Annotated in this window: 23 protein-coding genes; 13 read left to right on the forward strand and 10 right to left on the reverse strand. The window is 61.2% G+C overall.

The features are described from left to right. Window position 1 precedes the first annotated feature (1 nt). From hscB to ACYVDM_RS15940, 5 genes are all read left to right on the forward strand, one after another. Complete coding sequence (gene hscB, locus ACYVDM_RS15920; protein WP_415792361.1) at window positions 2-523, forward strand: Fe-S protein assembly co-chaperone HscB; 522 nt, start codon at window positions 2-4, stop codon at window positions 521-523. Between the two features lie 54 nt (window positions 524-577). Continuing rightward, the gene (gene hscA / locus ACYVDM_RS15925; RefSeq protein WP_415792360.1) at window positions 578-2,449 is read left to right on the forward strand and encodes a Fe-S protein assembly chaperone HscA; all 1,872 of its coding nucleotides are present in this window, start codon (window positions 578-580) and stop codon (window positions 2,447-2,449) included. A gap of 4 nt (window positions 2,450-2,453) precedes the next feature. Continuing rightward, window positions 2,454-2,795, forward strand: coding sequence for an ISC system 2Fe-2S type ferredoxin (gene fdx / locus ACYVDM_RS15930; protein WP_415792359.1), 342 nt, complete (start codon window positions 2,454-2,456; stop codon window positions 2,793-2,795). Then, a complete protein-coding gene (iscX, locus tag ACYVDM_RS15935; protein ID WP_415792358.1) occupies window positions 2,795-2,989 on the forward strand; it encodes a Fe-S cluster assembly protein IscX in 195 nt (64 codons plus the stop codon). Before fdx ends, iscX begins: the two co-directional genes overlap by 1 nt. A 111-nt stretch (window positions 2,990-3,100) precedes the next feature. Then, window positions 3,101-3,988, forward strand: coding sequence for a methylglyoxal synthase (locus ACYVDM_RS15940; protein ID WP_415792357.1), 888 nt, complete (start codon window positions 3,101-3,103; stop codon window positions 3,986-3,988). Between the two features lie 22 nt (window positions 3,989-4,010). Here ACYVDM_RS15940 and ACYVDM_RS15945 read toward each other — a convergent pair whose 3' ends face one another. From ACYVDM_RS15945 to ACYVDM_RS15970, 6 genes are all read right to left on the reverse strand, one after another. Further along, complete coding sequence (locus tag ACYVDM_RS15945; RefSeq protein ID WP_415792356.1) at window positions 4,011-4,334, reverse strand: hypothetical protein; 324 nt, start codon at window positions 4,332-4,334, stop codon at window positions 4,011-4,013. Between the two features lie 17 nt (window positions 4,335-4,351). Further along, complete coding sequence (lysS, locus tag ACYVDM_RS15950) at window positions 4,352-5,875, reverse strand: lysine--tRNA ligase (RefSeq protein ID WP_415792355.1); 1,524 nt, start codon at window positions 5,873-5,875, stop codon at window positions 4,352-4,354. Between the two features lie 6 nt (window positions 5,876-5,881). Next, window positions 5,882-6,637 (reverse strand): SDR family oxidoreductase, encoded by a 756-nt coding sequence (locus tag ACYVDM_RS15955; RefSeq protein WP_415792354.1) that lies wholly within the window; start codon window positions 6,635-6,637, stop codon window positions 5,882-5,884. A gap of 48 nt (window positions 6,638-6,685) precedes the next feature. Further along, window positions 6,686-7,790 (reverse strand): peptide chain release factor 2 gene (gene prfB / locus ACYVDM_RS15960; protein WP_415792353.1). Its coding sequence is split into 2 segments (ribosomal slippage): window positions 6,686-7,708 and window positions 7,710-7,790, totalling 1,104 coding nucleotides; the frame shifts between segments, so codons are not numbered across the junction. Between the two features lie 48 nt (window positions 7,791-7,838). Beyond that, window positions 7,839-9,539, reverse strand: coding sequence for a single-stranded-DNA-specific exonuclease RecJ (recJ, locus tag ACYVDM_RS15965; protein WP_415792352.1), 1,701 nt, complete (start codon window positions 9,537-9,539; stop codon window positions 7,839-7,841). Further along, a complete protein-coding gene (locus tag ACYVDM_RS15970; protein ID WP_415792351.1) occupies window positions 9,521-10,492 on the reverse strand; it encodes a hypothetical protein in 972 nt (323 codons plus the stop codon). The genes recJ and ACYVDM_RS15970 overlap by 19 nt, the downstream gene beginning before the upstream one ends. Before the next feature lie 265 nt (window positions 10,493-10,757). Here ACYVDM_RS15970 and ACYVDM_RS15975 point away from each other — a divergent pair, with 265 nt between their 5' ends. The 7 genes from ACYVDM_RS15975 (at window position 10,758) to greB (ending at window position 18,602) form a co-directional block, all read left to right on the forward strand. After that, entirely contained in the window at window positions 10,758-11,990 is a 1,233-nt protein-coding gene (locus ACYVDM_RS15975; RefSeq protein WP_415792505.1) for a lipoprotein-releasing ABC transporter permease subunit, read from the forward strand. 7 nt (window positions 11,991-11,997) lie between these two features. Further along, complete coding sequence (locus tag ACYVDM_RS15980) at window positions 11,998-12,690, forward strand: ABC transporter ATP-binding protein (protein WP_415792504.1); 693 nt, start codon at window positions 11,998-12,000, stop codon at window positions 12,688-12,690. A 24-nt stretch (window positions 12,691-12,714) separates the two neighbouring features. Beyond that, on the forward strand, window positions 12,715-13,515 hold the full coding sequence (locus tag ACYVDM_RS15985; RefSeq protein ID WP_415792350.1) for a TatD family hydrolase: 801 nt from the start codon (window positions 12,715-12,717) through the stop codon (window positions 13,513-13,515). 184 nt (window positions 13,516-13,699) lie between these two features. Continuing rightward, the gene (locus tag ACYVDM_RS15990; RefSeq protein WP_415792349.1) at window positions 13,700-16,141 is read left to right on the forward strand and encodes a DNA internalization-related competence protein ComEC/Rec2; all 2,442 of its coding nucleotides are present in this window, start codon (window positions 13,700-13,702) and stop codon (window positions 16,139-16,141) included. 50 nt (window positions 16,142-16,191) lie between these two features. After that, window positions 16,192-17,118: an alpha/beta fold hydrolase gene (locus ACYVDM_RS15995; RefSeq protein WP_415792348.1), complete on the forward strand. Its 927-nt coding sequence runs from the start codon at window positions 16,192-16,194 to the stop codon at window positions 17,116-17,118. An 80-nt stretch (window positions 17,119-17,198) separates the two neighbouring features. Further along, complete coding sequence (locus ACYVDM_RS16000; RefSeq protein ID WP_415792347.1) at window positions 17,199-18,044, forward strand: 3',5'-nucleoside bisphosphate phosphatase; 846 nt, start codon at window positions 17,199-17,201, stop codon at window positions 18,042-18,044. A gap of 6 nt (window positions 18,045-18,050) precedes the next feature. Continuing rightward, window positions 18,051-18,602 carry a transcription elongation factor GreB gene (gene greB, locus ACYVDM_RS16005; RefSeq protein ID WP_415792346.1) on the forward strand — a complete coding sequence of 184 codons (552 nt, stop codon included), beginning with the start codon at window positions 18,051-18,053 and terminating at the stop codon, window positions 18,600-18,602. An 11-nt stretch (window positions 18,603-18,613) separates the two neighbouring features. On the opposite strand, the gene ACYVDM_RS16010 is transcribed toward greB, so the two are convergent. Next, the gene (locus ACYVDM_RS16010) at window positions 18,614-19,798 is read right to left on the reverse strand and encodes an MFS transporter (RefSeq protein WP_415792503.1); all 1,185 of its coding nucleotides are present in this window, start codon (window positions 19,796-19,798) and stop codon (window positions 18,614-18,616) included. 174 nt (window positions 19,799-19,972) lie between these two features. Here ACYVDM_RS16010 and ACYVDM_RS16015 point away from each other — a divergent pair, with 174 nt between their 5' ends. Beyond that, complete coding sequence (locus ACYVDM_RS16015) at window positions 19,973-20,419, forward strand: winged helix-turn-helix transcriptional regulator (RefSeq protein WP_415792345.1); 447 nt, start codon at window positions 19,973-19,975, stop codon at window positions 20,417-20,419. A 145-nt stretch (window positions 20,420-20,564) separates the two neighbouring features. Here the strand turns inward: ACYVDM_RS16015 and ACYVDM_RS16020 are convergent, their stop codons facing one another. From ACYVDM_RS16020 to ACYVDM_RS16030, 3 genes are read right to left on the reverse strand one after another with little or no spacing between them, the layout of a single operon-like run. Beyond that, entirely contained in the window at window positions 20,565-21,596 is a 1,032-nt protein-coding gene (locus ACYVDM_RS16020; protein ID WP_415792344.1) for a DctP family TRAP transporter solute-binding subunit, read from the reverse strand. A gap of 60 nt (window positions 21,597-21,656) precedes the next feature. Continuing rightward, window positions 21,657-22,955 carry a TRAP transporter large permease gene (locus tag ACYVDM_RS16025; RefSeq protein ID WP_415792343.1) on the reverse strand — a complete coding sequence of 433 codons (1,299 nt, stop codon included), beginning with the start codon at window positions 22,953-22,955 and terminating at the stop codon, window positions 21,657-21,659. After that, window positions 22,952-23,491, reverse strand: a complete 540-nt coding sequence (locus ACYVDM_RS16030) for a TRAP transporter small permease (RefSeq protein WP_415792502.1) — start codon at window positions 23,489-23,491, stop codon at window positions 22,952-22,954. Before ACYVDM_RS16030 ends, ACYVDM_RS16025 begins: the two co-directional genes overlap by 4 nt. Between the last annotated feature and the right edge of the window lie 275 nt (window positions 23,492-23,766).

The raw sequence follows: 23,766 nt of genomic DNA on the forward strand, positions 1-23,766 counted from the left end.
CTTGGCGGCAGACGATCACTTCAGCCTGTTTGGTTTGCCAGCGCGGTTTGCAATGGATAGTCAGGCCCTCGAACGCGCATGGCGCGCGGTCGCCGCGCAGGTGCATCCTGATCGCTTTGCAACCGCCAGCGCCGCTGAACGCCGGGTGGCCATGCAATGGGCGGCACGCGCCAACGAGGCGTACCGCCAGTTGCGCGATCCGTTGTTGCGCGCGCGCTATCTGTGCGAGCAGTCGGGGGTCGATCTGCAAACTGAAAGCAACACGTCGATGGACGCTGCTTTCTTGATGCAGCAAATGGAGTGGCGCGAAATGCTGGACGACGCGCGCCATGACCCCGAGGCGTACGCGGCCCTCGAAGCCGAGTTGGCTCAGGCGCGCCAACAGATGAACCAGGCGCTCACGACATTGCTGGACGAACAGCGGGATTACCCCGCGGCGGGCAGTAAGGTGCGCGAGTGGATGTTCGTCGAGAAACTGGCACAAGAACTCGCTGCCGCGCAAGTCACCTCCCAGCAGGTATAGTGCCGCATTGCGCATGCCGCACAGCCTTTTCGCTTTCCGATTCGAAGCATAATCATGGCCTTATTGCAGATTTCCGAGCCCGGTGAATCGCCCGCGCCGCACCAGCGCAAGCTGGCGGTCGGCATTGACCTGGGCACGACCAATTCCCTGGTTGCCGCTGTGCGCAGTAGCACCCCTGAAATATTGCGCGACGCAGATGGTCAGGCGTTATTGCCGTCCGCAGTGCGTTACTTTGCCGACGGCAAGGTGGCTATCGGCCATCAGGCACTGGCGCAGCAAGCCGCAGACTCCTTTAATACCGTGGTATCGGTCAAACGTTTCATGGGGCGTTCGCTCAATGAAGCCGTGGCCAGTGGCGCGCCCTACGAATTTGTCGACGCGCCAGGAATGGTGCGGCTGCGCACGGTACAGGGCGACCTGAGCCCCGTCGAAGTGTCCGCGCAGATTCTGGCGGTATTGCGCCAGCGTGCCGAAGACGTGCTCGGCGATGATCTGGTGGGCGCGGTGATTACCGTACCCGCGTATTTCGATGACGCCCAACGTCAGGCGACGCGAGACGCGGCGCGACTGGCGGGATTGAATGTGCTGCGTTTGCTCAATGAGCCGACCGCGGCCGCTATTGCTTATGGCCTGGATCAGGCCGCCGAGGGTGTCTATGCGGTTTACGACTTGGGGGGCGGCACGTTTGATGTGTCTATCCTGCGTCTGACCAAGGGCGTATTCGAGGTGATCTCGACCGGCGGTGACACGGCGTTGGGTGGGGACGATTTTGACTGGTTGATCAGCGAGTATGCGCGCGCGGCGCTGGCAGATACGTCGGCGCAAGCCCTGGCGCCGGCCGACCGACGCACCTTGCTGGTTGCTGCGCGTGCGGCCCGCGAGGCTTTGTCCGACGCTGACAGCACCACACTGCACGCGACGCTGCAAGACGGACGTACGCTGGATTTGCCGTTCAGCCGTGCGCAGTTCGAGGCGATGGCCGAGCCTCTGGTACGCCGCACGCTGGATCGTGCGCGCGCCGCACTGCGTGACGCGGCGTTGACGGTATCCGACGTCAAGGGCGTCGTGATGGTAGGCGGTGCGACCCGCATGCCAGTGATCCGTCGTGCGGTGGGCGAGTTGTTTGGAACAGAACCGCTGGTAGATCTGGATCCTGATCAGGTCGTGGCGCTGGGCGCGGCGTTGCAAGCCAATTTGCTGGCCGGTAATCGCATGCCCGGCGAGGATTGGCTATTGCTGGACGTCACGCCCCTGTCGCTGGGTCTGGAGACCATGGGCGGGCTGGTCGAACGTATCATCCCGCGCAACAGCACGATCCCAGTCGCACGCGCCCAGGAGTTCACCACATTCAAGGATGGCCAAGGCGCGATGAGCGTGCACGTCGTGCAAGGCGAACGCGAACTGGTGTCCGATTGCCGTTCGCTGGCGCGCTTCGAGTTGCGCGGCATTCCACCCATGGTCGCGGGCGCGGCACGCATTCGTGTGACCTTTCAGGTCGATGCCGACGGTTTGCTCAGCGTGAGTGCGCGCGAACAAAGTACCGGCGTAGAAGCATCAGTCTCGGTCAAGCCTTCGTATGGTTTGTCCGATGATGAGGTGACGCGCATGTTGGCCGATAGTGTGTCTCAGGCCGACAGCGATGCTCGGGCGCGGATGTTGCGCGAACAGCAGGTCGACGCGCGTCAGTTGGTCGAGTCGGTGCGGGCTGCGTTGGCCAAGGACGCTGATTTGCTGGATGACGCCGAGCGTCAACTGATCGACGAACGGCTGGCAGCGGCTACAGCGGCGCAAGACGCCGATGACGTCGACGCCGTACGCGCTGCCGTGCAAGCGCTGTCCGACGCCACCGAGGACTTTGCCGCCCGTCGCATGGATCGCGGTATTCGCGCCGCGCTGGCTGGGCGTAAATTAGACGAGATTGCTTGAACGTATGCCTAAATTGACTGTACTCCCTCATCCCGATGTCTGCCCTGAGGGGGCGGTGATCGAAGACGCGCCCAAAGGCGAATCGATCTGCCGTGTGCTGCTTGATAATCACATTGATATCGAACATGCATGCGAACTGTCGTGTGCCTGCACCACATGCCACGTGATTGTGCGCGAGGGGTTTTCTTCGCTCGAAGACGCCTCTGACGACGAAGAGGATTTGCTGGACAAGGCCTGGGGCCTGAGTTCGACGTCACGCCTGTCATGTCAGGCGATCGTGGCGGACACCGATTTGACCGTCGAGATTCCGAAGTACACCATTAATCACGCCAAAGAGGCACACTGATGAAGTGGGTTGATACATACGATATTGCTGCCGCGCTGGCCGATACGCATCCCGATGTGGATCCGAACACGGTACGTTTTACACAGTTGCGCGAGTGGGTGATGGCCTTGCCCGGTTTCGACGACGATCCCAGCCACAGTGGCGAGAAAATTCTCGAGGCGATTCAGATGGCCTGGATCGACGAGGCAGCTTGAGTTTACGCAGGCTGATTTTCTCGGCCATGCGCAAGCCCTGGGCGGGATTCACAAAATCGAGCGCCTAGCGGTATATGATTGTCCTGTGCTCATCAAATTCTATCTAGCACCATGACCGTGCCTTCCCTACGCTTTGGTTTGGCGGCGAACCGCTTGCATCACGAAACGCCCGATGCCGCCTTGTTTACTTGGTTGCGTGCATCCGGGGCATCTATTCGCGAGATGGGTATCCAGCTACATACGGTTGGCCGCACTCACGATGCGATTGTTCGCGAGGGCATGCTGCAAGGCTATCAGGGCTTGATTCGTTACCCCTACGGTCGCGAAGGCGGCTTGATGAAGTTGGTGGCCCGCGTGACCGAAGGTCGCGACGGTCAAGCGCCATTTGATGGGGCTATCTACCTGATCGATCCGGTCGATCCTTCCTCTATTTTTCCCGAGGCATTGGCGCTCAAGCGTCAGTGCATCACACATGGCCGGCCGTTTATTTCGACGCTGTCTGGTGCCATTGAGTGGATTGAAGTCGAGCGTGTATTGGCTGATTTGCCGCCCGATCCGGCGCTGTCTAGGCTGTTCAATTTTGAGGGCCAAACCCTCGCCCTGATCGCGCATGATGCCCTGAAAGAAGACATGGTGGCTTTTGCCGATGAGTACTTCGATCTTTTGTCGCAATATGCTCGACGTGTGGCGACGGGCACCACCGGCGGACGTTTGAATGATCTGGCGTGGTCGCGTGGCTGGCCCAAAGACACGCCCTGGGTGACGCGTTACCTGAGCGGTCCATTGGGTGGTGATGCCCAGATTGCCGAGTTAGTACTCGAGCATCAATGCCAGCGCGTGATCTTTTTTGAGGATCCCCACGTTGCACGTCAGCACGAGGCCGATATTCAGTTGTTGGAGCGCGCCGTACGCGTGGTGACTGCAACCGCCACATGTGCGACCTCGCCGTCTGTTGCACGGCGCTGGGCCCACGCCGCACTCAAGCGTCAGGCGATATAAACCAAGTCGATAGCTCTGCGTGTCAGCGTGGCCGCTTCATCCATGCGGCCACCGCGCAAGCGATGGACAACATGAACAGGACGCCGCCAATTCGCAGCAGACCGGTACCGCCCAGGACGTCGCCGCCGCCCGTGATGATGCCGGACAGCCCGCCTAGCCAGAGCAGGGCGCAGAACAACGCCAGAATGAACAGCACCATGGCCGAACTGGTCAGCAGCATCAACGCCAGCCGGCCCTTGCCCTTGGGACGAGAAACGGCCGGGGCTGGTACGCGGCGGCGCTTGGGAAGCACCACGTACATGATCAGCGCAATGACGACCGCAATGATCAGTATTTTGACGAGCATGGCGGTCGATCCTCCGGTCAGTCTTCGCGGCGCAGGTGCGGGAACAGCAGGACGTCGCGAATGGTGGCGCTATCGGTCAGCAGCATGATCAGCCGGTCGATGCCGATGCCGCAGCCGCCAGTGGGAGGCATGCCGTACTCTAGTGCGCGGATGTAGTCTGCGTCGTAGAACATGGCTTCTTCGTCGCCCGCATCTTTGGCTTCGACCTGTGAGCGGAAACGCTCGGCCTGATCTTCGGGATCGTTCAGCTCAGAGAAACCGTTGGCGATTTCACGGCCTGTCATGAACAGCTCAAAGCGTTCCGTGATGCCGGGACGCGTGTCCGAGGCACGCGCCAGGGGCGAGACTTCGATTGGGTAGTCAACGATGTAGGTGGGGTTCCACAGCTGGGATTCGGCCGTTTCTTCGAACAAGGCCAGTTGCAGGGCGCCCAGGCCCGCGCGCGACAGGACAGGGCCCTCTACGTCGGCGCCCTTTTTCTTTAATTCCGCACGCACAAAATCGGCGTCGTCGAGCTGCGCCTGGGTATAGCCGGTGGTGTATTTCAGAATGGCTTCGCAGATCGTCAAGCGGTCAAAGGGCCTGGAGAGATCCAGCTCGCGATCTTGATAGGTCAGGACGGCACTACCCGTGGCGGCGACGGCGGCCTGGCGGATGATCTGTTCAGTGAAGTCCATCAGCCAGCGGTAATCCGCATAGGCCGCGTAGAATTCCATCATGGTGAACTCAGGGTTGTGGCGCGGGCTCACCCCTTCGTTACGGAAATTGCGGTTGATCTCGAAGACGCGCTCGAAACCACCCACGATCAGGCGCTTGAGGTAGAGCTCGGGCGCGATGCGCAAGAACATTTCCATGTCGAGCGCATTGTGATGGGTGACGAACGGTTTGGCCGCCGCGCCTCCAGGAATGGGGTGCAGCATCGGCGTTTCGACTTCGAGAAAGCCCGCATCCAGCATCACCTGGCGGATGCTGCCGATGGCTTTGCTGCGCATTTCGAAGGTACGCCGGGTGCCCTCGGTCATGATGAGGTCGACATAACGCTGGCGGTAGCGTAGCTCCTGGTCAGCCACCCCATGGAACTTGTCAGGCAGCGGTCGCAGCGATTTCGACAACAGGCGCGCCGTGTTGGCGTGTATCGAGAGCTCGCCCTTGTTGGTCTTGAAAACCGACCCTTCGATGGCGATGATGTCGCCGATGTCCCATTGCTTGAATGCCGCATAGACGTCGTCGCCCAGGGTACCGCGTTCCAGATAGATCTGAATACGGCCCGTACTGTCTTGCACGGTGGCGAAGCTGGCTTTGCCCATGACGCGTTTGAGCATCATGCGGCCCGCGACTTTGGCTTGCACGCCGGCATCGGCCAGGGATTGTTGTTCGTGGTCGTCGTACTGGCGGTGCAGGTCGGCGGCGCGCGCATCCGGAACAAAGTCGTTGGGATAGGCGACACCGGTTTCGCGCAGCTTGGTCAGTTTGGCGCGCCGTTCGGCAATCAAGCGGTTTTCATCTTGGGTGGACGGGGCGGCGGGCGTGTGGTCGGTCATGGTGGATCAGTCGTAATTGCGGATGTCGTCGATTTCGGTGGTGCCGAAATCGTCACGGTCGAGATAGGCCAGGATCTGGGTAGCGACGGCGTCGGGCGCCGCTAGCTTGCCCGTCGCATGGAATTCCCGGAATTTTTCAAGCGCCGGAAAGCTGCTGGGATCGCTGGCGCGGATCGTTTCCTGCATGCCGGTGTCGACGATGCCAGGAGCCAAGGCAACCGTGCGTACACCGTCGGCGCCTTGTTCTTGCTTGAGTACACGGGTGTACATATCGAGCGCGGCTTTGGTGGCGCAATATACGCCCCAGCCTGCGTTCGGATTGCGGCCGGCTCCCGATGAAATATTCAGGACGCGTCGGTCAGCTTGCAGATCTTGTACCGTGGCCACGAAACGCGCTGTCAGCAGCATGACCGCCGATACGTTCAGATTGAAGGCGATGTTGATCACGGCGCTATCCGTGAGTTCGCCTGCGGCTGCGACGGGCTTGACGGTGCCGGCGTTATTGATCAGCAGATAGCGCGCGGCGTTGCGGGGCAGGGCTTTGCAGAGTCGTTCGGCGGTTTGCTCGGCGGCCTGCAAATCGGACAGGTCGACTTGTATTTGCTCGAGCGGCACGCCCTTGGCCTGTGCTTGCGCGGCCAGGTCGGGATCGGCGCGGCGAGCCAGGGTGATGAGCTGCGTGCCCGGGCGGAGCAGCCCGCGTGCCAGCCCGGCGCCAATGCCGCGCGAGGCGCCAGTCAGGATTGCAATCGTATTGGTCATGCGCTTGCCTCTTGAGGAATAGGGCGCCCGGATGGGGCGCCCATGAGATCACACGCCTTGCTTCAGGCTGGCTTGAATGAAGGGATCCAGGTCGCCATCCAGTACCTTCTGGGTGTTGGATATTTCGACGTTGGTGCGCAGATCTTTGATACGGCTTTGGTCGAGCACGTATGAGCGGATCTGATGGCCCCAACCCACATCGGTCTTGGAGTCTTCGAGCTTTTGCTGTTCGGCCATGCGGTTGCGCATCTCCAGCTCGTAGAGCTTGGATTTCAGCATCTGCATGGCTTCGGCACGGTTGCGGTGCTGGGAGCGGTCGTTCTGGCACTGCACCACAATGCCGCTGGGTATGTGGGTCAAGCGTACGGCCGAGTCGGTCTTGTTGATGTGCTGGCCGCCCGCGCCACTGGCGCGATAGGTGTCCACCCGCAAATCGGCCGGATTGACTTCGATTTCGAACGATTCGTCGATCTCGGGGTAGACGAATACACTGGCGAACGACGTGTGACGACCGCCAGACGAGTCGAATGGGCTCTTGCGCACCAGGCGGTGCACGCCGGTCTCGGTGCGCAGAAAACCAAATGCGTACTCGCCTTCGAGCTTGATGGTCGCGGACTTTATGCCCGCGACTTCGCCGTCGGATTCTTCGAGGACCTCGGCCTTGAAGCCCTTGCGTTCCGCGTATTTCAGATATTGCCGCAACAGCATCGAGGCCCAGTCCTGAGCTTCGGTGCCGCCTGCGCCCGCTTGGATGTCCAGGAAGCAGTTCAGCGGATCGGCGGGATTCGAGAACATGCGGCGGAACTCGAGACCTTCGAGTTGTTGCTGGAAACCGTTGGCGTCGCCTTCGATGGATTCGAGGGTGTCGTCGTCGTCATCGGCGGCGGCCATCTCGAAAAGCTCGTAAGCATCGGATACGCCGCTGCGCAGCGCGCTCAGCGTTTCGACGACGTCCTCGAGGGACTTCTTTTCACGACCCAGATCCTGGGCGTGTTTGGGGTCATTCCAGACGGCGGGGTCTTCGAGTTCCGCGTTTACGACCTGCAGGCGTTCGGCCTTCAGATCGTAGTCAAAGATACCCCCGTAGCGCCTGCTCGCGCTCCGCGTAGTCGGCGAGGCGGGCAGCGAGCTGGTTTTGGCGTTCGGCTTCCATGGTGCTTCCTGATAGCTATTAGTGCGAAACCCAGCATTTTAGCGTGGATTACTCGGCGTGCTCGACGACGAGCTGCGCCGACACCACGCCGTTCCAGACATTGGGTTCCAGGCGATACGCGATTTGCACATGTTCGGGCAGTGACTGGTCGTGCCCGAACCAGATCGCGTCAAAGCGCTGATGGCCGCGTTCCAGGGACAGTTTCAGGTGCTTTTCGCCGACCAGACGCTGATTGCGTACGATGAATTCGTCCAAAAACAGCGGGGGAGCAAAGCCCGCACCCCAGACCTGTTGTTGTAACAACGTCGCCACGTCGGCATTGGCGTAGCCGGTTTCCAGTGAGCCGTCCGTTTCCAGCATCGGTTCGAAATGGTCGCGGCCGGTGAGCTCCTGGACCGCGGCATCAAAGGCGGGCGCGAACATCGCAAAATCCTGGCGGCCCAGCGTCAGGCCGGCCGCCATCGCATGCCCGCCAAATTTGCGGATCAGTCCCGGGTGGCGTTTGGACACGAGATCCAGCACGTCTCGCAAGTGGACATCGGGGATAGAACGGCCCGATCCGCGGATCTCGTCATCGTCTGCGGGGGCAAAAGCCAGTGTGGGACGCCAGAATTTTTCTTTCAGGCGCGAGGCCACCAGCCCGACCACACCTTGGTGCCAGCCGGGATCAAATACGCAGACCGTCGCGCCGGGCGCGGCGCCCGCGTTCTCCATGGCGGCCAGCGCCTGTTCGCGCATTTCGGCCTCGATGCCGCGGCGTTCACGGTTGATCTGGTCCAGTTGGCGCGCCATGTCTAGCGCGTCGGCTTCGTCATCGGTGGTCAGGCAGGCAATGCCCAGGCTCATATCGGCCAACCGGCCGGCCGCGTTAATGCGCGGCCCCACCGCAAAGCCCAGGTCAAAGCCGCTGGCATTGCGCGGTTCGCGCGAGGCGACGGCAAAGAGGGCACGCAAGCCGGGCTGCATTCGGCCCGTACGCATGCGTTGCAGGCCTTGCGTGACGAGCAGACGGTTGTTGTTGTCGAGCTTGACGACGTCGGCCACGGTGCCCAGCGCGACCAGGTCTGACAGCGCATCCAGGCGCGGGCCACCGTCGGGCGGGTAAACGCCGCGGCGGCGCAGTTCTGCGCGCACGGCAAGCATGACGTAGAAAATGACCCCGACGCCCGCCAAGTTTTTGGAGGGGAAGCCGCAGCCGGGCTGATTCGGGTTGACCAGCGCTAGCGCGTCAGGCAGGGTGTCGCCGGGCAGGTGATGGTCGGTGACGACCACGCCGATGCCGGCCGCGTTGGCGGCTGCGACACCATCTACGCTGGCGATTCCGTTGTCGACCGTGATGATCAGGTCCGGTTTGCCGTTGTGATGCTTGCAGGCCAGATCGACGACCGCGGGCGACAGACCATAGCCGGTTTCAAAGCGGTTGGGCACCAAAAAATCGACGTTTGCCCCAAATGCCCTCAGGGCTCGCAATCCGACGGCGCAGGCCGTCGCGCCGTCACAGTCGTAATCGGCCACGATGAGCAGCCGTTTACCCTCGGCGATGGCGTCGGCCAGGATGCGGGCGGCGTCATCGACGTGAGTCAAGCCACTGGGCGGAATGAGCGCGGGCCACGCCAGGCGGGTCTGCTCGGGGCGGGTGATGCCGCGCGCTGCCCACAGCCGGGCCAATAGCGGATGGATGCCTGCGGCTTCCAGGATTTGGCGGGCATCGTGATTGGTCGATCGGACAGTTAGACGGGGCGAGACCACCAGGTATTCCAGTTCTTTTTAGGCGCCGGTAGCCAGGCGAGCAGGCGGTTGCGCGGTTGTAAAGTCAGCGTGGCGCGCCGGTCGGCGCCCAGCAGAATGAGTTGTACCGGTTGCGTAGGCAAACCGGACGCGCCGCCCAAGGGGCGCAGATGCTGTGTGTCCAGTTGCGTGAGCGCGTCCAGCCAAGCGGCCCAATCCTGGGCGCGGTGGGCGGCATCAAGCGTCGTGAAGAGGTGGGGCGTCGCCGCGGCCTCCGCGCTGGCATGCCCCGTGGCGGTGGCGCCGGGCCAGGTGGCAGCGCCGCCATATAACCAGAGCGCGTTGATGGGGGGCAGTCCGCGCGCCGCGCGATCCTCGTTGGCCGGATGTTCGTACCAGGCCATTTGTATCTCGTTGACCAGGCGTCGCCAGGGACGCATGGCGGCATCCTGGGTCCACCAGTCGCGCAGCGGTCGTCCGGAGACGACGGCAGGGCTGGCCGTGCGGGGTTGTACGTCGTCGGGCAATGTCAAGCGCCAGCGCTGTGGCGCCAGGGCCGTTACTCCGAAACCCGCACCCTCGATGCTGGGACGCGCCGCGAGCAATAGGGCCTGGGCCTCGTCCTCACGGATATCCATCAGGTCGGGATCCACCAATGTGGCCTGGTCTGTGCCCAGGGACAGATGCGCGAGCTCCGCCAGCCATACCGGCTGATCGTCCGTGACCGCCGGTCCCGCCAAGAGCGGTCCCAGCCCAGCGCCTATGGGCGTCCCCGCAGCAGGCCGATAGCCCGCTTGCTCCAATTGCCAGGCTTCAAACGGCGTACAGCCTTGCGCGCGCGCGTCGAAGGCCTCGACTTGGGCGATGGCGGCTTGCAACCATCCGTGTAGTACCGGCGCTCGCTGCGGAAGCAGTCGGGCCAGTTCGGCGGCAACAGGCAAGGAGGGTAGCGCACCCGGAATCACAATAAGCATGGCGATGATTGTAGTCGTTAAGGGCGATCCGGCAGCCGGGTTGGGAGCGCCTCGCAGCGCACGGGGTGGGCCACACCCCGCAACGTCCTGTGACCCCGAGCGTGTAGGGTCTTGGAACGTCTGGTGACGATGCGTGTCCAGAGGCGGGGCGCATTCCGGGAACCGCTGATGGGGGGTGCGCTCAAACTCACACCTTCGTTAATGCCATAATGCACGCGTGCTGAAATTACCTTACGAACTATGGATCGGCGCCCGCTATGCGGGTCTGGCCCGAATCCGCAAGCGCCGCGGGCGCCGCGACGGCTTTATTTCCTTTATCTCTGCCAGTTCCATGGTGGGTATTGCGCTGGGCGTTGCTGCCCTGATCGTGGTGCTCTCCGTGATGAACGGCTTTCAAAAGGAAGTGCGTGATCGCATGCTGTCGGTGTTGCCGCACATCGAGCTATATATCCCGGGGGCTTCGCCCGAGCGGGTCGTGGAGCAATGGCGCCAATTCGCCGACATTGCCGAGCGCAATCCCGAGGTCAAAGGCGCCGCGCCCTTTGTGGCCGCGCAAGCCATGGTGGCGCGCGGGCAAGCCCTGCGCGGCGTGCAGGTTCGCGGTATCGATCCCGAGCTCGAAGGGCAGGTCTCCGATATCCCCAAGCAGATAGTCACTGGCAAGCTCTCCGACCTGAAACCCGGCGGTTTTGGGGTGATTCTCGGCAATGATCTGGCCAACATGCTAGGGGTGGCTGTCGGCGATACGCTGATGATGTTGGCCCCCCAGGGTTCCATCAGCCCGGCGGGTTTTACCCCCCGCATGCGGCAGTTCACCGTGGTGGGCACGTTCGCGTCTGGTCACTATGAGTACGACTCGAGCCTGGCCTTTGTCGACACCGAAGATGCCGCTCGCGTGTTCCGCGACAGCGGTACCGGTGGCGTGCGGTTGCGGATTCAGGACATGCAGCGTGCGCCCCAAGTCGCTGTCGAGCTGTCCAAGACCTTGCCTCCCTATGTGATGGCTAGCGATTGGTCACGCAACAACCGCACCTGGTTTGCCGCGGTGCAGACTGAAAAACGCATGATGTTCCTGATCCTGGCGATTATCGTTGCAGTGGCTGCGTTCAACTTGCTGTCGTCGCTCGTGATGGTGGTCAAAGATAAGCAATCCGACATCGCGATTCTGCGCACCTTGGGCGCCGGACCCGGTGTCATCGCCCGTATTTTCCTGGTACAGGGCATGCTGATTGGCGTAGTGGGTACGGCCCTGGGCGTGGCGCTTGGCATGCTGATTGGCTATAACGTGGACGTCATCGTGCCGTTCATCGAAAGCCTGCTCGGCGTTCACTTTCTGCCGCGCGAAATTTATTTCATTAGCGAACTCCCCTCGGATCTGCAGTCGCGTGACGTCATTGTGATCGCCGTGACGTCGCTGGTGCTGTCCTTGCTGGCGACCCTGTATCCGAGTTGGCGCGCATCGCGCCTGCAACCCGCTCAGGTGCTGCGCCATGACTGATACCGTATTGACGCCGACGCGCGATACTCCCGCCTTGCAGGCCAGCGGCCTGTCCAAGGTCTACGACGAAGGCCCCGCCCGCATTCAAGTGCTGGACAACGTCAGCCTGACGGTCGAGCGCGGCGAGATGGTGGCGATTGTGGGGGCTTCGGGCTCAGGCAAAAGCACCCTGCTGCACATCCTGGGGTTGCTGGACGTACCCAGCTCAGGCCAAGTCACGGTCGATGGGACCTTGGCAGCGGGCTTGTCCGAGAGCCAGAAAAGTACGTTGCGTAATCGCAGTCTGGGTTTCGTCTATCAATTTCATCATCTGTTGTCCGAGTTTTCCGCTTTGGACAACGTCGCGATGCCGCTGATCGTGCGACGCGAAAATCGCGATACTGCCCGCGAGGCGGCGCGCAACGTGTTGTCACTGGTGGGGCTGGCCGAACGCGAAGGGCATTATCCGGGGCAACTGTCCGGTGGCGAACGTCAGCGTGTCGCGCTGGCCCGCGCCCTGGTCACGCGGCCGGCTTGCATATTGGCCGACGAGCCGACGGGCAACCTGGATCGCGGCACCGCGCATAAAATGTTCGAGTTGTTGACCCAGCTCAATCGTGAGTCGGGCACCGCATTTGCCATCGTGACGCACGACGTCGAATTGGCCGCACGCGCCGATCGCCAGTTGCTGATGGAGCGCGGGCAACTCGTTTCCGGGTAGTCCACTTGCGGGGGGCAGGCCGCCATGCTGATCGACACGCATTGCCATCTTGATGCTGCAGAATTCGATTCCGACCGAATTCAAGTAGCCGAGTCAGCGTGGGCGGCCAATGTCCGCGGAATCGTGATTCCCGCGGTCGAATGCGCCAATTTTGGTACGGTCCGCAATCTGGCGGCACAGATTCCCGGCGGGGCCTATGCGCTAGGCATTCATCCGCTCTATGTCGCACGTGCCCAAGCGTCCGATCTCGATGTTTTGCGCCAAGCGGTGGCCACCGCATTGGATGATCCGCGCTTCGTTGCCATCGGCGAAATCGGCCTGGATTTTTTTGTCGCGGAAATCGCCTCCGGCAAGCCGCGCGAACGCCAGGAATATTTCTACGATGCGCAGTTGGCCTTGGCGGCGGAATTCAATCTACCCGTATTGCTGCACGTGCGCCGTTCTCAGGATGTACTCATGAAATACCTGCGCCGTCGCACCGGCGTGCCGGGTGGCATCGCTCACGCGTTTAATGGCAGCGCACAGCAAGCACGAACCTTTGTCGACCGGGGCTTTGCCTTGGGGCTGGGCGGGGCGATGACGTATCCCCGAGCCTTGCAGATCCGTCGGCACGCCGTCGAAATCGGATTCGATCATCTTGTTCTGGAAACCGACGCGCCCGATATTCCGCCCGCGTGGTTGTACGCACCCAATCGGCGCAATGCGCCTGATCAGTTGCCTCGTATTGCCCAGGTGCTTGCAACGCTAAGGGGGCAGAGCATCGCGGACATCGAAGCGACCACGACGGCTACCGCACGGCGAGTGCTGCCGCGTCTGGCGGTTTAAGCGCAATTCAGCATCGATATCGGTGGTGCTGATCATGTGCGCCGAAACTTTGCAGCAACTACGCACGGACATTTCTGCTCACTGATTCATTCGATAACCAAGCCACGGCCTAAGCTGTTCGCTTTGGGAGTCGAACATCACTGGTCGTTTGTGTTTGTTGGGGGTTGTGGCGGGGTCGGGATGGGTGCAGACGCTGTCGGTCTTGCCGCGGCAACGTTGGCTGGCGCTGGATGCGCTGGCCATTGTCACGACCGTGATAGTACTGTGTGGCACATTGCGTCACGTGTATCGGCCTGTGGGCATGCCGTCGCGATGGTCTACGGTGTTGCGCATTGCAGGGTGTATTGCTGCCGCCGTGTTTGGTATCTACGTCGGCGTGGTATCGGCGATCTGGCAGGCACAGCGCCGCCTCGACGATGGACTGGCCGATCGACATCATGACGTGGTCAGTCGTTTGGTCGTGCGCATTGCCGATTTGCCGCAGGGCGATGCCAAACACCGACGTTTTATGGTCGAGTTGGATGAGGATCGCCCCGCTGGCATTCCGTCGCGTATTTCGGTGGGGTGGCACGCCTTACCCGATGCGACGTTACCTGATCTAAAGCCCGGCCAGGTTTGGCGGATGGCGCTGATACTGCGTTATCCCCATGCGGTGCGTAACCCGCATGGCTACGACGCCGAGGGCCGATTATTCGCACTCGGCGTTCGTGCGACCGCCACCGTACGCGGTGTGCCGCATTTGCTGCGCGACGAGCCCTGGAGCAGTGCTGGCATTCTGATCGAACGCGTGCGCCATTGGGTGCGGCAAGGGATGCAGCAGGCTTTGGGCGATCGTCGTTACGCGCCCGTGCTAATTGCCTTGGCGATGGGGGACCAGGCCGCCGTCGCTCGCGAGGACTGGCAAATATTCAATCGCAGCGGTATCACGCATTTGGTCTCGATCAGTGGAATGCACGTCACGCTGATTGCGGCGGTCGGCGGTGTATTCACGGTATTTCTTTGGCGGCGTGCGCGATGGCGTGGCACGGGCGTAGCGGAATATCTACCCGCACAGGTTGTGGGAGCGGCAGCGGCTTTGTGTGTGGCGTTGCTGTATTGCTTGCTAGCCGGGTGGGGTGTCCCTGCCCGCCGTACCTTTTTCATGTTGGCCGTGGTCGCTCTGGCCGCCATCGCGCGCTTGCCACTGTCGCCCTCGCGTATTTTGGCCTTGGCGGGGGCCGCCGTGTGCTTGCTCGATCCTTGGTCGACCCTGGCGGCCGGTTTCTGGCTGTCGTTTGGCGCGGTGGCGATGTTGCTCAAGGTTGGTGCGTGCATGGCGTCCGGCGCATCGACACGACGACCTGGTTGGCGCGCCAGGCTGCGGTCCATATTGGTGGAGTTCGGTTGGGTACAGTCTGCGATCACGCTGGGCTTGGTGCCCTTGCTGGCTTATTTGATGAATCAGGTGTCGTTGGCTTCGCCGCTCGTCAACGTGTATGCCATTCCCATCGTCAGCTTTTTGGTGACACCACTGGCCCTGGTATGTGCCATATTTGGCGCGGTCCCCGGGTTACAGATATTGGCGCACCTTTCGGGTGTCGTCGGGCATGCCATCTTTGACACCATGATGGTGCTGGTCACCTGGATGAGCACGTCCGATTGGGCCGTGCTGGACGTCGCAGCAGCACCGTGGCCATGGATGATGTTGGCTCTGTCTGGTGTCGCATGGGCCTTGCAACCATCAGGGTGGCCCGTCCGTGCGGCGGGGTGGTTGTTGATGCTGCCGATGCTGTGCTGGCGTCCCGAGCGTCCCGCGCCGGGTTACTGGACGCTAACGGCATTGGATGTCGGGCAGGGCGCCGCGTTGGTCATCGAGACCGCAACGCAAGTGTGGTTGTTTGATACCGGTCCTGGTGGTGGGTTGGCGACCGATGCCGGCGAGCGGGTCGTGGCCCCATTTCTGCGCGCACGCGGCTACCGGTCCCTGGATGGCCTGGTGGTGTCGCATGCGGATATGGACCACTCGGGTGGCTTGACCAGTGTCCTGGCCGCATTGCCAGTACGACAGTCGTATGCTTCATTTGATCTCGCGGCGTTATTGCGCAAACGCGCGCGCGGCGCAGCGATGTCCGGCAGTAATGTCGTGCCGCGTACGCCGGCGTCCATGCGCCTTTGCGAGATCGATCATACGTGGGAGGTCGATGGTGTGAGATTCCGGTTCTTGCATCCCGATGCACTGGATCAGCGAGATGCGCCGGGTAATGCACGCAGTTGCGTGTTGTTCATCCAAGGGCACCAACACACCGCGTTATTACCCGGCGATATCGGTGTGGCGCAGGAGCGTCGTTTCACGTCTGCTCTGCCGCGTGTTGACGTCATGATCGCGCCGCATCATGGTTCAACGACATCATCCAGTGATGCCCTCGTACGCGCCAGCGACGCGGCGCACGTCATCGCGCAGGCGGGATATATGAATCGCTTCCGGCATCCCGCGCCAGTGGTGCAGCAGCGGTGGTTGGATGCGGGGGCGCGTTTTTGGCGTACCGATCATCATGGCGCCGTCGTCGCCACGTCCGATGCGTCGGGGCTGCATGTGCGGGCGCAGGCACAAGTCTCGCGGCGATATTGGCACCGCGATCCGCATTAATATGCGCCTGCTATAAGATGTGGAATCCCTTCTCCCGCGCAGGAGCTCTTATGTCGGAACCTCGATTCGATTTTGTCACATGTGCCAGCCCGGCAGGACTGCATCGTATGGCCTATACCGAATGGGGGGATCCCGATAATGACCGTGTCTTGTTATGCGTCCACGGACTGACACGCACGGGGCGTGATTTTGATCGTCTTGCCCAATCGCTGGCGAGTGATTTTCGGGTTGTTTGTCCTGATGTCGTTGGGCGTGGCCGTTCCGATTGGTTGTCGACCCCCGCGCTGTATAGCGTGCCGCAGTATGTCAGCGACATGGTGACGTTGATCGCGCGATTGCGGCCCGCGTCGCTGTCGTGGGTGGGCACCTCGATGGGGGGGCTGATTGGCCTGGGCCTCGCAGGTATCGCCACTTTCGCCCGGATGATGCACGCCACGCAGCCTCGTCCGCAGGCTTGGGCCGCCGATCAAGACATCCATTTCGACCGCATGGTTCTCAATGATGTGGGGCCGCGCCTGGATCCGGTAGCGCTGGGGCGTATCGGTCAATACGTCGGCCAGTCAGGCGAGTTTGAATCCTTTGCCCAGGCCGTGCAGGCTGTGCGCGAGGCCTCCGCGCCGTTCGGGCCGCATACGGACGTACAATGGGAAGAACTCTCGCGCCATGTGTATGTGCAGCGCGGTGCCAAGTGGGTCAAGCACTACGACTTGAATTTAGCCCTGCCGCTGGCATCGCAGGCCGCCGAGGCGTATTCCACGGGTGAACAGATTTTGTGGAATGCTTACGAAACGCTGGATTGCCCGGTGCTGATCATGCGCGGCGCCGAGTCTGATTTGCTCTCCGAAGCGACCGCCAACGAAATGCTGGCCCGTCATCCCCGAGCCAGTCTGGTGACGATACCCGGTGTTGGGCATGCGCCGACACTCATGGACGAGGCGCAAATCGATCCGGTCGCGCGCTTTTTATTGGGTCGCTAAAAGAGGGCGCTAAAGGGTCGGTGGAGGTGCTTGTTTTGGTAGGGGCGACGACCGGCTGCGACCGCCGTACAATAGATCATATGTACGCCACTTCGCTAAACATCGACTTGCATTGTCATTCCACCGTATCGGACGGTGTTTTACCGCCGGCCGAGGTGGCACGGCGTGCGCACGCCAATGGCGTGGATGTCTGGGCGCTGACTGATCACGACGAGGTCGGAGGCGTAGCGCAGGCCGGCGATGCCGCGCGCGACGTGGGTATGCAGTTCATCACGGGGAGCGAGATTTCCGTGACGTGGGCGGGCCAGACCGTGCATATTGTTGGCTTGGGGTTTGACCCCCAAAACACCGCTCTGGTGGAAGGCCTGCGCCATACGCGTTCAGGCCGCGCCGAGCGGGCGCATCGCATGGGCGAACGCCTGGCCGATATGGGCATGCCCGGCGCTTATGAGGGGGCAATTCCCCTGGCAGGCAATCCCGAGTTGGTCAGTCGCACGCATTTTGCGCGCTATTTGGTCCAGGCGGGCTATTGCCCCGACGTGCAGACCGTCTTCAACAAATACTTGGGCGATGATTGTCCGGGACACGTGCCGATGCAATGGGCGACGCTCGAGCAAGCTGTCACCTGGATCGTGGGCGCTGGCGGGCGCGCCGTGATTGCGCATCCCGGGCGCTACAAGTATTCGTTGCTGCAATTCAATGCGCTGTTCGACGAGTTTTTACAACTCGGCGGTGTCGGCATAGAGGTCGTCACGGGCAGCCATACGGCTGACGAGGCGCGTCATTACGCGGGTGTGGCGCGGCGTTTTGGATTTTTATCGTCGCGGGGTTCCGATTTCCATAGCCCGACTGAAAGCAAGGCGGATCTAGGCACATTGCCCCCCTTACCGGATGACTTAAAGCCAGTCTGGCACGGCTGGTTCTAAAAAATCATGAACAAGGCTTTTGTTAAAGAGTCGGATCGCGACGACGACGAGGATTTGCCGGACGCGCAAGCATTGCCTGCGGGAACGCGCAACTACATGACGCCAGCGGGGTATGCTCGCCTGCGTGACGAGCTTGTGCAGTTGATGAATGTCGAGCGGCCGGCCGTGGTGCAGGTCGTGTCGTGGGCCGCGTCCAACGGTGATCGCTCAGAAAATGGCGATTATTTATATGGCAAGAAACGTCTGCGAGAGATCGATCGGCGCATGCGCTTTTTGACCAAACGTCTGGATATCGCCGAGGTTGTCGATCCCGCCGTGCAACCGAATCGCGATCAGGTGTTTTTCGGCGCCACCGTTACTTATTCGGACAAGACGGGCGATACTCATGTCGTCACAATTGTCGGTGTCGACGAAGCCGAGCCTCTGGCCGGGAAAATCAGCTGGATTTCCCCGGTGGCGCGCGCCCTGATCAAGGCTCGCGAAGGAGACACCGTTGTCCTGCGCACACCGGGTGGCATAGAAGAACTCGATATTCTGGAAGTGCAATATCCCGAGTAGGTTTACGACTTTCAGCTTCGGGTCGAAGGCGGCGCTACGGGCAGGATTCGCCGAGTCATCCACCAGAATAGTAGGGCAAGCAGGCTGACGGCTGAGCCTAGCAGGCATACTCCTTGCCAGCCGGCATAGGCATACGTCGTGGTGGCGCCGATTGCGCCCAGCCCACTGCCCACGGCATAGAACAGCATGTAAAGACCTACCAACCGGCTGTGGGCTTCGGGCCGTGTACGAAAGATCAAGCTCTGGTTGGTAACGTGTAACGCCTGACCGCCCAGGTCGAGCAGCACAATACCCACTACGAGGGTCCATAGCGACCATGACATCAGCGACAGTGGCCACCACGCCAGCAGGAGTAGGGCGAGCGCTATTGCGCTGGTGCGCTGGCTATATCCTCGGTCGGCCCACCGTCCCGCATGCGTTGCGATGAGCGCACCCACCACGCCAACCAAACCGAAGGCGCCGATGACGGTGTGTGAAAACTGATAGGGTGGCGCGCTCAACGGCAGTACGAGAGCACTCCAAAAGACGTTGAATGCCGCAAACATCAATAGTGCCAGTATGCCGCGTACTTGCAGTACGCGTTCTTGACGCAGCAAGATCAGCATAGAGGCGAGCAGGCGTGGGTAGCTCATCTTGTTGGTGCTAACAGGTACGGATGGCAATCGCCGCCACAGAGGCACAGCGATGGCCAGCATGAGCGCAGCGGCGCAGAAGTACACGCCGCGCCAGCCGGCCAGATCGCTGATCCCTCCGGCGAATACCCTTGCCAGTAACAGGCCAATGAACACGCCGCTTTGTGCCGCACCTACCACGCGTCCCTGCTCGTTGGCGGCGGCGGCGCTGGCCGCGTACGCAATCAGTCCCTGCGTCATGGCGGTGCCCAGTAGGCCCACACCCAGTACGCCGGCCAATAGTCCCATGACCGATTGCGCCAACCCCACGGCTACGAGTGAGGCGACGAGCGCGAGGAGCTGTATTGCCATCAGCCGGCGGCGTTCGATCAAGTCCCCCAGTGGCACCAGCAGTAGCAAGGCCAGTGCGCAGCCGAGTTGCGTCGCGGTAACGACGCCACCCACGGCGGCATGACTGATCCGGAACTCCAATGCCAACGCATCGAGCAACGGTTGTGCGTAGTACACGTTCGCCACACTCAGTCCACTTGCCGTGGCAAACAGAATGATGAGGCCGCGAGGCATCCTCGCTGTCGTCGCTGCGGCGCGGCCATCCTGGGGAGAACCGATCGCAACGCAAGCAGTGTTCATCATGGCAGGGTTCCTCTAATCTGGTTTCAAAACAAAACTAGTTGAATGCTAGGTGATGTAGTTTTAAAATGCAACTAGTAGAACGGTAAAGAATGATCGAGAGATGTGATGCCACCCCGCAAACTCATGAATGACGAACCCTGTCCCGTTGCGCGCTCTGTTGATGTGGTGGGAGACCGCTGGTCGCTGCTTATCGTGCGTGATGCCTTCGATGGCATGCGCCGCTTCGGTGATTTTCAACGTAGCTTAGGCGTGGCTCGCAACATTCTGTCCGACCGCCTGCGCAAGTTGGTCGACATCGGCATCCTGGAAATGCGGGCGGCGTCGGATGGCACCTCGTATCAGGAGTATGTGCTGACGGCGAAAGGGGAAAGTTTGTTCCCTGTGGTGGTGGCGCTACGGCAATGGGGAGAAAGGCACCTGTTCCGGCGTGGCGAAGGGCATTCGGTGCTGATTGACAAGGGTACGGGCAAACCCGTGCCTTTGATGACGCCACGGGCGAAAGACGGCGGCGCTTTGTCGCCGGTAGCTACCGAGGTGCGCAAGCGGTCTTAGGTTTCTTCGCGAGCGATGGATACCACGAGCCTGCACCCGTTCCCACAAAAAACACGGACGCCATTCGGCGTCCGTGCTGGAGGCGGCTCTGGCGGCCGCATCTCCTGGTTGGCGGCTGATGCCGCCAGATCCCCTGGGCTGCTGCTTATTTCTTGCGGGCGGCGATCGACTTTTCGGCCAGGTTCACCAGATCCTCGCCGACGCGCGGTTTCCACTTGTCGTAGACCGGCTTGGTGATAGCGACGAAGGCCGCATGTTGCGCTTCGGTCAGTGTGGTGACGGTAACGCCATGGCCTTCGATTTCCTTGAGTAGCGATGGGTCTTCCGGCGTGACCCCTTTGCGGGCGATCACGATTTCTTTCTTGCCGGCTTCGAGGGCGGCTTCGCGTACGATTTTGCGATCCTCTTCAGACCAGGATTCCCAGACTTCGCGGTTCACGACAAAAACCAGCGGGTCGGACACGTAATTCCACAGTGTCAGGTATTTTTGCGAGACGTCGTAGAGCTTGGCGCCGGTGTAGATCGATAGCGGGTTTTCCTGTCCATCGACGGCGCCGCTCGCCAGCGCGGGTTGCGCATCGGCCCAGCTCATTTGCGTCGGATTGGCGCCCAAGGCCGTGAACGTGTCGATGTAGAGCGGTGAGCCGACAACACGCAGCTTCAGGCCTTTTAGGTCTTCGGGCTTGGCGACGACGTGACGCGAGTTGCTCAGTTGGCGGTAGCCGTTTTCGCCCCAGGCGAGGGGCACAACGCCGGCTTTCTCGATGACTTTGAACAGCTCTTTGCCGACTTCGCCTTGTACCAAGGCGTCGATGGCCGCGTAGTCGGGCATCAGGAAAGGCAGCGAGAACAGGTTCAGTTGTTTGACTTGCGGCGACCAGTTAATAGTCGAGCCGACGGCCATGTCGATAATGCCCTGACGGATGGCGGTGAATTCGCGCGTCTGGTCGCCTTGTACCAGCGACGTGCCGGGATAGACTTTGATGTTGATTCGGCCATCGGTGCGCTCGCGTACCAGGTCGGACCAGATCACGGCGCCCTGGCCCCACGGGAAACTCGTGCCGACGACGATGGAGAGCTTGTATTCCGATTTGTAGTTTTTTTGGGCATGCGCTGGCGTGAGGGCCAGCGCGGCTGCCGCACACAGGGCGGCGCTGATCAGATTGCGTAGCTTCATGAGATTGTCTCCTTGTGGATATGGAATTATGTGTTTTCAATAAATCGGTCAGGCACGTGATCAGTACCCCAGATGATGCGGCAACCACAACGCCAGTTGGGGGAATACCAACACCGCGACCAGCACCAGGAACATCGCACCCAGCAGCCATAGCACCCATGGGATGGTCGACTCCATGGGGACCCGGGCGATACGGCAAGATACCATCAGATTGACGGCCAGCGGTGGGGTAAATTGACCCAGCGCGACCTTCAATGTCAGGATGACGCCAAACCAAACGGGGTCCCAGCCATAGGCGTTCGCGATGGGCATGAGCAACGGCACAAAAATCAGAAAAATCGAGATGCCGTCCAGGAACATTCCCATGACCATCAACAGCACGACCAGCAAGGCCAGCACGCCCCATTCGCCCAATCCCGAGTTGACGATCGCGTGGGTGATGGGATCGATGATGCTCAGCGTGGAGAGCGCCCAGGCAAAGATGCCGGCCAGGGCGACCACCATCATGATGACGGCCGAGAGTTCAGCCGCCTCGCGGAAAATGATGAACAGGTCGCGCGGCTTGATCGTGCGATGGATGAACATGCCAACGAACAAGCCGTAGAACACCGCCACCACGGCGGCTTCTGTCGGCGTGAACCAGCCCAGGCGCATCCCGCCCAAAATCAGCACCGGCGCGGCCAGGCCCCAAACGGCTTCGCGCAAACTGGCCCAAAAAGGAGGGCGGGGTAGATGGGATTCCAGTGCGCCCATCTTGTGTTTGCGCGACAGCCAGACGGCCGGCACGATGAGGGCAATGCCCGCCAAAATGCCAGGCACCATGCCCGCCGCGAAGAGCGCCGGCACCGACGCGCCTGGGACCAATACCGAATAAATAATGAAGGCAATGGAAGGCGGAATCAGAATGTCCGTGGCGGCGCCGGCAGCGACGACCGATGCGGAAAACGGCGCGGGATAACCGGCACGCGACATGGCGGCGATCATGACGGCGCCCACCGCGGCGGCGCAGGCGGGGCCGGACCCCGAGATTCCCCCCAGGAACATGGCGACTGCAATAGCGATCAAGGGCAGCATGCCCGGGCCTCGGCCCACGATCGCAATGGCGAGATCGACCAAACGGCGCGCGACGCCCGAGCGATCAAAAATAGAGCCGACCAGCACAAACATCGGAATGGCGAGCAGCGGGTATTTGGCCAGGCCCGCATAAAAATTCTGTGGTACCGCCAACAGCCCGAACCACGCGACGTCCTGATTCGACAGGACAATCGCCAGCGTACCGGCCACGCCCAACGCAACGCAGACCGGTACACCGATGATCATCAGGATGGCAAAAGCGACAAAGAGCAGCGCGGCGATCATTGGACGTTGCTCCGCAACAGGCGGCGCAGGATGCCGACGATACGCAGCACGATCGCTGTTCCCATGGTGGGCAGCCAGATCGAATACCACCACGTCGGCACGCCGATGGCGGGCGACGTTTCCTCATACCGGTATTCATCCATCACCAGGCGTGCGGACAGTACGGTCAGCAAGATGAAAAACAGCAGAACGACCGTGTGCGAGAGAATCGCCAGGCGGCGCTGTCGTGACGGTGAACCCTTGTCGGCGACGGCTTCGATGCGGATATGATGATTTCGGACAAAGGCGCTACTGCCGCCCGCCATGGTCAGCACGATCAAGAGGAACACCGAGATTTCTTCTGTCCAGGCAAACGATTGGTCGCTGAAGTAGCGCACCAATACGTTGGTGAAGGTGATCAGGGCGAGCACCGCCAGTATGCTGACCGCCAGCCAGTCTTCGATCGCCAGCGGGACTTTGACGTCGGGGTCAGATTCTATGGGGAGGATGGGTTGGACCGGATCGGTCGAGTCGACGGAGACGTCAGGGCGGGACATGGGCAACAGCAGCTTGGAATAGGGCCAGGATCGCAGCATGCTACCGTTCGTCTGGCTCTACGTTAGTGCGTGTTTTCCCGTGGGTGGGGGACTTTCGCAACATATTGCAGTGCAAAAAACAGGCCCGATTCTAATGACTGAAAAGGGTCGAATGATCTGCCTGTTTCTCTGGAAAATCGGGGGATTTGATGCGTTGCATCATTTCGATGCCAAGCGGTGTTGAATAATTTTGTAACTCGACCAAATTTTGTTCATGCGGCGATATTGGGGGAATT

Source organism: Bordetella tumulicola (genome assembly GCF_054779135.1).

Coding starts and splice junctions, on each gene's coding strand:
- ACYVDM_RS15995 (WP_415792348.1), top strand. CDS start 16,192: ATGTCGGAACCTCGATTCGATTTTGTCACATGTGCCAGCCCGGCAGGA.
- ACYVDM_RS15945 (WP_415792356.1), bottom strand. CDS start 4,334: ATGCTCGTCAAAATACTGATCATTGCGGTCGTCATTGCGCTGATCATG.
- ACYVDM_RS15970 (WP_415792351.1), bottom strand. CDS start 10,492: ATGCTTATTGTGATTCCGGGTGCGCTACCCTCCTTGCCTGTTGCCGCC.
- ACYVDM_RS15985 (WP_415792350.1), top strand. CDS start 12,715: ATGCTGATCGACACGCATTGCCATCTTGATGCTGCAGAATTCGATTCC.
- hscA (WP_415792360.1), top strand. CDS start 578: ATGGCCTTATTGCAGATTTCCGAGCCCGGTGAATCGCCCGCGCCGCAC.
- lysS (WP_415792355.1), bottom strand. CDS start 5,875: ATGACCGACCACACGCCCGCCGCCCCGTCCACCCAAGATGAAAACCGC.
- iscX (WP_415792358.1), top strand. CDS start 2,795: ATGAAGTGGGTTGATACATACGATATTGCTGCCGCGCTGGCCGATACG.
- ACYVDM_RS16010 (WP_415792503.1), bottom strand. CDS start 19,798: ATGCCTCGCGGCCTCATCATTCTGTTTGCCACGGCAAGTGGACTGAGT.
- ACYVDM_RS16000 (WP_415792347.1), top strand. CDS start 17,199: ATGTACGCCACTTCGCTAAACATCGACTTGCATTGTCATTCCACCGTA.
- ACYVDM_RS15955 (WP_415792354.1), bottom strand. CDS start 6,637: ATGACCAATACGATTGCAATCCTGACTGGCGCCTCGCGCGGCATTGGC.
- greB (WP_415792346.1), top strand. CDS start 18,051: ATGAACAAGGCTTTTGTTAAAGAGTCGGATCGCGACGACGACGAGGAT.
- ACYVDM_RS16030 (WP_415792502.1), bottom strand. CDS start 23,491: ATGTCCCGCCCTGACGTCTCCGTCGACTCGACCGATCCGGTCCAACCC.
- ACYVDM_RS16025 (WP_415792343.1), bottom strand. CDS start 22,955: ATGATCGCCGCGCTGCTCTTTGTCGCTTTTGCCATCCTGATGATCATC.
- ACYVDM_RS16020 (WP_415792344.1), bottom strand. CDS start 21,596: ATGAAGCTACGCAATCTGATCAGCGCCGCCCTGTGTGCGGCAGCCGCG.
- ACYVDM_RS15940 (WP_415792357.1), top strand. CDS start 3,101: ATGACCGTGCCTTCCCTACGCTTTGGTTTGGCGGCGAACCGCTTGCAT.
- fdx (WP_415792359.1), top strand. CDS start 2,454: ATGCCTAAATTGACTGTACTCCCTCATCCCGATGTCTGCCCTGAGGGG.
- ACYVDM_RS16015 (WP_415792345.1), top strand. CDS start 19,973: ATGCCACCCCGCAAACTCATGAATGACGAACCCTGTCCCGTTGCGCGC.